At 70.8% G+C, this 7,788-nt stretch carries 9 protein-coding genes; 8 read left to right on the top strand and 1 reads right to left on the bottom strand.

From position 1 onward, the window contains the following. The 4 genes from QNO09_RS34320 (at position 1) to QNO09_RS34335 (ending at position 4,626) form a co-directional block, all read left to right on the top strand. On the top strand, positions 1 to 1,599 hold the full coding sequence (locus QNO09_RS34320; protein WP_283974141.1) for a complex I subunit 4 family protein: 1,599 nt from the start codon (positions 1 to 3) through the stop codon (positions 1,597 to 1,599). Then, entirely contained in the window at positions 1,596 to 3,119 is a 1,524-nt protein-coding gene (locus tag QNO09_RS34325) for an NADH-quinone oxidoreductase subunit N (protein ID WP_283974142.1), read from the top strand. Before QNO09_RS34320 ends, QNO09_RS34325 begins: the two co-directional genes overlap by 4 nt. Before the next feature lie 254 nt (positions 3,120 to 3,373). Beyond that, positions 3,374 to 4,237: a zinc metalloprotease HtpX gene (gene htpX, locus QNO09_RS34330; RefSeq protein WP_283974143.1), complete on the top strand. Its 864-nt coding sequence runs from the start codon at positions 3,374 to 3,376 to the stop codon at positions 4,235 to 4,237. Continuing rightward, the gene (locus QNO09_RS34335) at positions 4,234 to 4,626 is read left to right on the top strand and encodes a YccF domain-containing protein (RefSeq protein ID WP_283974144.1); all 393 of its coding nucleotides are present in this window, start codon (positions 4,234 to 4,236) and stop codon (positions 4,624 to 4,626) included. Before htpX ends, QNO09_RS34335 begins: the two co-directional genes overlap by 4 nt. Before the next feature lie 304 nt (positions 4,627 to 4,930). Here QNO09_RS34335 and QNO09_RS34340 read toward each other — a convergent pair whose 3' ends face one another. Beyond that, positions 4,931 to 6,190 (bottom strand): APC family permease, encoded by a 1,260-nt coding sequence (locus QNO09_RS34340; protein ID WP_283974145.1) that lies wholly within the window; start codon positions 6,188 to 6,190, stop codon positions 4,931 to 4,933. Positions 6,191 to 6,383: 193 nt separating this feature from the next. Between QNO09_RS34340 and QNO09_RS34345 the strand changes: the two genes are divergently transcribed. From QNO09_RS34345 to QNO09_RS34360, 4 genes are all read left to right on the top strand, one after another. Next, positions 6,384 to 6,650: a GlsB/YeaQ/YmgE family stress response membrane protein gene (locus QNO09_RS34345; protein WP_283974146.1), complete on the top strand. Its 267-nt coding sequence runs from the start codon at positions 6,384 to 6,386 to the stop codon at positions 6,648 to 6,650. 360 nt (positions 6,651 to 7,010) lie between these two features. Continuing rightward, entirely contained in the window at positions 7,011 to 7,274 is a 264-nt protein-coding gene (locus tag QNO09_RS34350; protein ID WP_283974147.1) for a hypothetical protein, read from the top strand. After that, positions 7,271 to 7,549, top strand: a complete 279-nt coding sequence (locus QNO09_RS34355) for a hypothetical protein (protein ID WP_283974148.1) — start codon at positions 7,271 to 7,273, stop codon at positions 7,547 to 7,549. The genes QNO09_RS34350 and QNO09_RS34355 overlap by 4 nt, the downstream gene beginning before the upstream one ends. Next, positions 7,546 to 7,788: hypothetical protein (locus tag QNO09_RS34360; protein ID WP_283974149.1), on the top strand; the 243-nt coding region annotated here is incomplete at its 3' end. The genes QNO09_RS34355 and QNO09_RS34360, both read left to right, overlap by 4 nt.

Below are 7,788 nucleotides of genomic sequence, written 5' to 3' on the forward strand. Positions count from 1 at the left end.
GTGATCGATATCAACGAGTCCGTGATGCAGTTCCTTCTGGCGTTCGTCGTCGTCGGCCCGCTCCTCGGCGCCGCCGCCGCTCTCCTGCCCGCCCCGCCCGGGCTGAAGGGGAAGTCGCCCGAGCAGGCCGTGCTCCGGCACGGCGTCACCGTCACGGGCGCGGTCCTCATCGCGGCGATCGTCCTCGCGCTCGGCTTCGACCACGACCAGCCGTCGAAGATGCAGGCCAGCACCGACATCAGCTGGATCCCCGCACTCGACGTACGCATCCACCTCGGCATCGACGGCATCTCCCTCCCCCTTCTGTTCCTGACCGCGCTGCTGACCTTCCTCTGCGCGCTCTACTCGTACTTCAAGCAGCAACATCAGCGGCTGACGCCGCGGGCCGCGGGTCCGAGCCCGAAGGCTTTCGTCGCCCTGCTGCTCGTCCTCGAGTCCGGCACGCTGGCGACCTTCGCCGCCCTCGACCTGCTGCTGTTCTTCCTCGCCTTCGAGATGGTCCTCATCCCGATGTACTTCCTCATCGCCCGCTGGGGCGGCGAGGGCCGGAGCCAGGCCGCCTGGCGGTTCATCCTTTACACGCTGCTCGGCTCCGTGGTCATGCTGCTCGGCCTGCTCCTGATCGGAATCAAGGCGGGCACGTTCGACATGGTGGCACTCGCCACTGACAACGGCCGGTCGCTGACCGCGTCCGTGCAGGTCATCGCCGTTCTGGCGATCGGGATCGGGCTCGCCGTGAAGACGCCGATGTGGCCGCTGCACAGCTGGCTGCCCGACGCCCACACCGCCGCGCCCACCGTCGGCTCGGTCCTCCTGGCGGGTGTCCTGCTGAAGATGGGTACGTATGGGTTCGTCCGGATCCTGCTTCCCATCGCACCGGACGGGTTCCGCACCTTCGCGCCCTACCTCGCCGCCCTGGCCGTCGTCGGCATCATCTACGGATCGCTGGCCTGCCTGGCCCTCGCCAAGCAGGGCGCGAAGGGCGACCTCAAGCGCCTCATCGCCTACTCCTCCGTCGGCCACATGGGCTTCGTCCTGCTCGGCATCTCGACGATGACCCCGACCGGCGTGAACGGCGCCCTGTTCGCCAACATCGCCCACGGCCTCATCACCGGCCTGCTGTTCTTCCTGGTCGGCGCACTGAAGGACCGCACCGGCACCACCGACCTCGACACCCTGGCCGAGGAGACCGGAGCCGCCCTGTACGGCAGGGCCCCGCGCCTCGGCGGCCTGCTCGCCTTCGCCGCCGTCGCGTCCCTCGGCCTGCCGGGCCTGGCCGGTTTCTGGGGCGAGATGCTGGCCCTGTTCGGCGCGTTCCAGCCGGCCGAGGGCCTCAGCCGGCCCGCATTCCTCACCTTCATGGCGATCGGCGCGTTCGGCACGCTGCTGACGGCCGCGTACCTGCTGATCGTGGTCCGCCGCGTCTGCATGGGCGCCCTGCCCAAGGACGCCCCCGGGCTCACCGACGTCCGCTCGTACGAGTACGCGGCGTGGACCCCGCTCGTCGTCCTCACCGTCGTCGCGGGCCTGTGGCCCAAGGCTCTCCTCGGCCTGAGCGACCCGGCCGTCCAGCAGCTCCTCGCAGGAGGCACCCGATGAGCGCCCCGGCCCAGTCCCTGGCCGCCTCGCTGGTCCAGTCCGTCGACTGGCTCGCCATCGCACCGCCCACCGTCGCGGCGGTCGTCGCCCTCGCCGTGCTGGTCGCCGACCTGTTCGTCGCAGAGCACCGCAAGGCACTGCTCGGCTGGACGTCGGTGGCGGGCCTGGCCGTCGCCACGGCCATGCTGCTGCCGCTGCTGGACGGCGATCGCGGCACCTTCTGCCTGACCGGCGAGACCGCCGTGTGCAGCTACACCGCCGATCGCTTCACCCTGGTCATCCAGTTCCTGGTCCTCGGCGGAGCCCTCTTCGCCGCCCTCCTGTCCGTCACCGCCCTGAAGGACGCCCGCAAGGACCTCCCCGAAGGCGAGTACTGGTTCCTGCTGCTGTCCTCCGCGGCAGGTGCCGCCCTGCTGCCCGCCTCCCGCGACCTCGCCACCCTGATCGTCGCCCTGGAGGTCGCCTCCCTGCCCGCCTTCGCGCTGGTCGGCCTCAAGTACGGCGACCGGAAGTCCTCCGAGGCGGCCCTGAAGTTCTTCCTGTCCTCGGTCACCGCGACCGCGGTCAGCCTCATGGGCATCAGCTTCCTGTACGCCTCCACGGGCACCCTCTACCTGACCCAGGTCGCCGACCGCATCCAGCAGGTCGACGGCCAGCTCCACACGCTCGCGGACACCGGCGTCGTCCTCACCCTCGTCGGCTTCGCCTTCAAGACCGCCGCCGTGCCCTTCCACTTCTGGGTGCCCGACACGTACGTGGGGGCGCCCCTGCCCATCGCGGCCTACCTGTCGGTCATCGGCAAGGCCGTCGGCTTCAGCGGCCTGATCCTCGTCACGGTCGTGGCCCTCCCGTCGTACGCCGACATCTGGGGACCCGCCCTGGCCGTCCTGGCCGCGCTCACCATGACCGTCGGCAACGTCGGAGCCCTGCGCCAGCAGGCCACGCGCGCGTACAGCGCGGTCCGCCTGCTCGCCTGGTCCTCCGTCGGCCAGGCCGGCTACCTCCTGGTGCCGATCGCCGCCGCCGCATACTCCCAGGACGCCGAGAAGTCGATCGGCTCCACCGTCGCCTACGCCCTGATGTACGGCGCGGTGAACCTGGGCGCCTTCGCCGTGGCCGCGCTGGTCGGCCGAACGAAGTCCCTCAACCGCGTCGCCGACTACCGCGGCCTCTATGCGTCGAGCCCCCTGTCCGCGCTGCTCCTGGCGTTCTTCCTGCTCTGCCTCGCCGGACTGCCCCCGGGCGTCATCGGCCTCTTCGCCAAGGTCACCGTCTTCTCGGCGGCCGTCGACGCCGGCCTCGGCTGGCTCGCCGTGATCATGGCCGTCAACGTCGTCATCGCGCTGTTCTACTACCTCCAGTGGACGGCCCTGCTCTTCCGCACCCCCGAGGGCGAACCCGAGAAGCACCGCGTCCCCGGCCCGGTCACCGCGACGATCGCCCTGACCGGCGTCCTCGGCATCGCCCTGTCCGGCGCACCCCAGCTGGTCCTGCGCTTCACCGACACCGGGCTCTTCTGAACAGACCGGGCTTCCCGGAAAACCGGCCGCTTACACCGCGCGCGCGTGGGGCACTCGCCTCCACGCGCGCGTGCCGCTTCCCGGCGCCGCAACCCGGACGCTCCACACCCGGGGCCGCGCGCACCAGGGAACTAGAGCCTCCCGCCTGGCGTTGACCAGTACGGGAGGGTCCACTGGACGTGAAAGCGCGGCACCAGTGGCACCCACATCCAGTAAGCAAAGGTCCCCCTGCCGCACCACTTGGAGGGCGCACCGTGCACCGCCGGCACAACGGGCTCAGGACAGCGATCCTCCTCGGAGGACTGTCCGCACTCATCATCGTCATCGGCAGCTTCTTCGGCCGCATGGGGCTCGTCATCGCCGTCGTGGTCGCACTGGCCACCAACGCGTACGCGTACTGGAACAGCGACAAACTGGCACTGCGCGCCATGCGCGCCCGCCCGGTGAGCGAGTTCGAGGCCCCCGGCCTCTACCGCATGGTCCGCGAGCTCTCCACCCAGGCCCGCCAGCCCATGCCGCGCCTGTACATCTCCCCGACGGAAGCGCCCAACGCCTTCGCCACCGGCCGCAACCCACGCAACGCCGCGGTGTGCTGCACCGACGGCATCCTGCGCCTGCTGGACGAGCGCGAGCTGCGCGGCGTCATCGGCCACGAGCTCAGCCACGTCTACAACCGCGACATCCTCATCTCGTCGGTCGCCGGCGCCCTCGCCTCGGTCATCATGTTTCTGGTCAACTTCGCCTGGCTCATCCCCATCGGGCGCTCGGACGACGACGACGGCCCCGGCCTGCTCGGCATGCTCCTGATCATGCTCCTGGGCCCGCTCGCCGCCTCGCTCATCCAACTGGCCATCAGCCGCTCCCGGGAGTACCAGGCGGACGCCTCCGGCGCCCGGCTGACCGGCGATCCGCTCGCCCTGGCCAGCGCCCTGCGCAAGCTCGAACTCGGCACGAAGCAGCTCCCGCTGCCGCCCGAGCCGCGCATCGAGACCGCCAGCCACATGATGATCGCCAACCCGTTCCGGCCCGGCCAGGGCCTTTCGAAGATGTTCTCCACACACCCGCCGATGGCGGAACGCATCGCCCGGCTCGAGAAGATGGCAGGTGGGAACCAGTGAGGACCATTCTCAACGTCATATGGCTCGTCCTGAGCGGCTTCTGGCTGTTCCTCGCCTACATGCTCGCGGGCCTGCTCCTGTGCATCACGATCATCGGCATCCCGTTCGGCATCGCGGCCTTCCGCATCGGCGTCTACGCCCTGTGGCCCTTCGGGTACACGACGGTCGAACGCCGTGACGCGGGCGCCCCGTCCTGCGTGGGCAACGTGCTGTGGCTGGTGCTCGCGGGATGGTGGCTCACCCTCGGCCACATCGCCACCGGCATCGCCCTGTGCGTCACGATCATCGGCATCCCGCTGGGCATCGCCAACTTCAAGCTCATCCCCGTCTCGCTGCTCCCGCTGGGGCGGGACATCGTGCGGACGGACGAGCCGTTCGCGGTGCGCTGACGAAGGGACGAGAGGGGCGTTCTCCTCGATATCCACAGGCCGGGGGTTGTCCACAGGCCCACCCGGCTGTCGGTGGCGGCCCGCATGATGAACCCATGACCGCGATCCGGCAGTTGCCCGCCCGAGTGACGACCGAGACCCACAACAGCCACCCCCAGGCCAGTACTTCGCGCACCCCGGCCACCAGCGCGAGACCCTCCGAAGGATCCGGGCCGGAACACCCCCTGAGCGCCCGGGCCGGGAAACCCGTGAGCGCCCGGGCCGGGAGACCCATGAGCGCGTGGGCCGCCAGGGAAGGCGGGCCCTAACGCCCTCCGGCTCCCCCTGCCTTCACTCCCCGCCGCACCGCGTACGCAACGGCTCCCACCGCCAGCACGCCCGCGCCCGCCACCACCGAAACCCCGGGCAGCGAGAACGCCAGCACCGCGCACCCGGCCAGCCCCACCACCGGCACCACCCGTGCCGCCGGCGCCGAAGACACAGTCCACGCCGACGCGTTGGCCACGGCGTAGTACGCCAGCACACCGAAGGAGGAAAACCCGATCGCGCCCCGGACGTCCACCGTGGCGGCCAGGACAGCGACCACCGCACCCACGGCCAGCTCCGCCCGGTGCGGCACCTGGAAACGCGGATGCACGGCGGCCAGCGCCGACGGCAGATGCCGGTCCCGCGCCATGGCCAGCGTCGTCCGGGACACCCCCAGAATCAGCGCGAGCAGCGACCCCATCGCGGCCACCGCCGCACCGATCCGCACCACCGGCACGAGCCAGGACGCCCCGGCCGCCCGCACCGCGTCGGCCAGCGGTGCCGTCGCGTCCGCGAGACCGTCCGACCCGAGTACCGAAAGGACAGCCACCGCCACACAGGCGTACACCACCAGGGTGATGCCGAGCGCCAGCGGGATCGCCCGCGGAATGGTGCGGGCCGGATCCCGCACCTCCTCGCCGAGGGTCGCGATACGGGCGTACCCGGCGAACGCGAAGAACAGCAGACCGGCCGCCTCCAGCACCCCGTCCGCACCCCCCGAGGCACCGAGGTCCAGCCGCCCGGCATCGGCCTCACCGGACAGCAGACACACGACCACCACGAAAGCGAGGACGGCCAGGACCAACGCCACGATCACCCGTGTCAGCCACGCGGACTTCTGGACACCGCCGTAGTTCACCGCCGTCAGCGCCACCACGGCCGCGACCGCCACCGCGTGTGCCTGCCCCGGCCAGACGTACGTGCCCACGGTGAGTGCCATCGCCGCACAGGAGGCCGTCTTCCCGACCACGAACGACCAGCCCGCGAGGTACCCCCAGAACTCCCCGAGCCGCTCTCGCCCGTACACGTACGTGCCCCCTGAAGCCGGATACAGGGCGGCGAGGCGGGCCGACGACATGGCGTTGCAGTACGCGACCACGGCGGCGAGGGCGAGCCCGAGGAGCAGCCCCGAGCCGGCGGCGTGCGCCGCGGGCGCGAGGGCGGCGAAGATCCCGGCTCCCACCATGGAGCCGAGTCCGATGACGACGGCGTCGCCCACACCGAGGGTGCGGCGCAATCCGGAACCGGGGGGTGTCATGCGTCGCACCTTACTGATCAGCGCAACCGGCGGGCCGAGCCGAGACGTCCTGCCCACCGACAGGGCGTGAACGCGCGCGGCACGACCGCCGCACGCGAAACGCCCGACCCACAACGCAGGGTCCCGGCCTGCCGGGAGCAGGATCACAGGGCCGGGACAGTGCGGGCACAGCGTGAAAGGGCAGGTTCACGGCATGACCATCATCAGCTGGATCATCCTCGGACTGTTGGCCGGAGCCATCGCGAAGTTCCTGCTGCCGGGGCGCGACCCGGGCGGCCTCATCGGCACGACGCTGATCGGCATCGCGGGCGCGTTCATCGGCGGCTGGATATCGGCCCGCTGGATGGACCACCCGATCACCCAGGACTTCTACGACGGGACGACCTGGGCGGCGGCGATCGGCGGATCGCTCGTCCTCCTGATCGCCTATCGCCTTCTGTTCGGCCACTCGCGAGACTGACCGCGCCCGCCGATCGCGACGGCAGACGGGAAGGGTGGGCACAGGCAGTGCCCACCCTCCGTGACCGTGCGGGCGGAGGCCCGGGGGGACCGGACCTACCGGTAGTTCACGTACTGCCCGCTTGATCGCCTGACCTGCACGTTCCCGCCGAAAGGCCGGTTGACGTGCAGAAACTACTCTCAGCAGTTCCCGCTACTTCGGGTTGTTTCCCGGGCTCATGTGCCCTCCATGTGCCCTGCCGTGCCCGCGGCCCTCCGGACTCCGTCGGTCTCCCACCGGAGACACGACGGCGCCGCCCGGTGCTCGCAACACCGAACGGCGCCTTGCCAGGAACCCCTTCGCGACAAGGAGTCCAGACCCATGACCGACCGTACCGGGCCCGGGAACGCGGGCGAACTGCGCGCCCTCCTCGATTCCGTCCTCGATGCCCTCACCCTGCCCCATGACCTCGACGACTACGACGCCCGAATCCTCCGCCGCGCTGGCCTCGCTCGCGTCGTTGTGCGGTGCGCCCTCGACGAGAACCCGGCCAACATCGGATGGAACGCTGACCATCTGAGTGCCCAGCTCGTCGCGGAGTCGTACGGCGACCTCGACACCAACGATCGGGGCGATGACCGGTGACGCAGACCAAGATGGAGCGGCGCCTGGCCGTCGCCGAGCGGCAGCTGTCCGAGCTGCGGATCGAGGTGGCCAAGCTCAACGTCCTCGTCGGCGTCCTCCTGCAGGCGGACGCGCCGCAGGCCGCGGACACGGAACGGCTCGCTGAGGCCGTCGGCGTGATCCGGCCCGCTGACCGCCCGCGTCTGCGCCTCGTCGACGGCACGGCCAGCGTGTCCGGCGACGACCTTGAGGAAGGCCTGCGCCGCGTGCGCACCGGGCACGGTGAGGGCCGGTGAGCCGTACGCCGACCGTAGTGTCGGTGCGTGTGACGGACCGGTTCGCCGCGGACCTCGAGGTTTTGCAGCGCGGCGGCATGGACGCGTCGACGGCCATCCGGCACGCGGTGAGGCTGATCGCCGACGGCCAGCGTTTCACAGACCGGCAGGCGGCCGGGAACGCTGGTCGGCGCCCGGGCTCCCTGTCCATCCACACCCGTGCTCTGTACGGGTCGTGGGCGCCGTATGACGGGCCTGAG

Source organism: Streptomyces sp. 378, assembly GCF_030124145.1.
Taxonomy (GTDB): domain Bacteria; phylum Actinomycetota; class Actinomycetes; order Streptomycetales; family Streptomycetaceae; genus Streptomyces.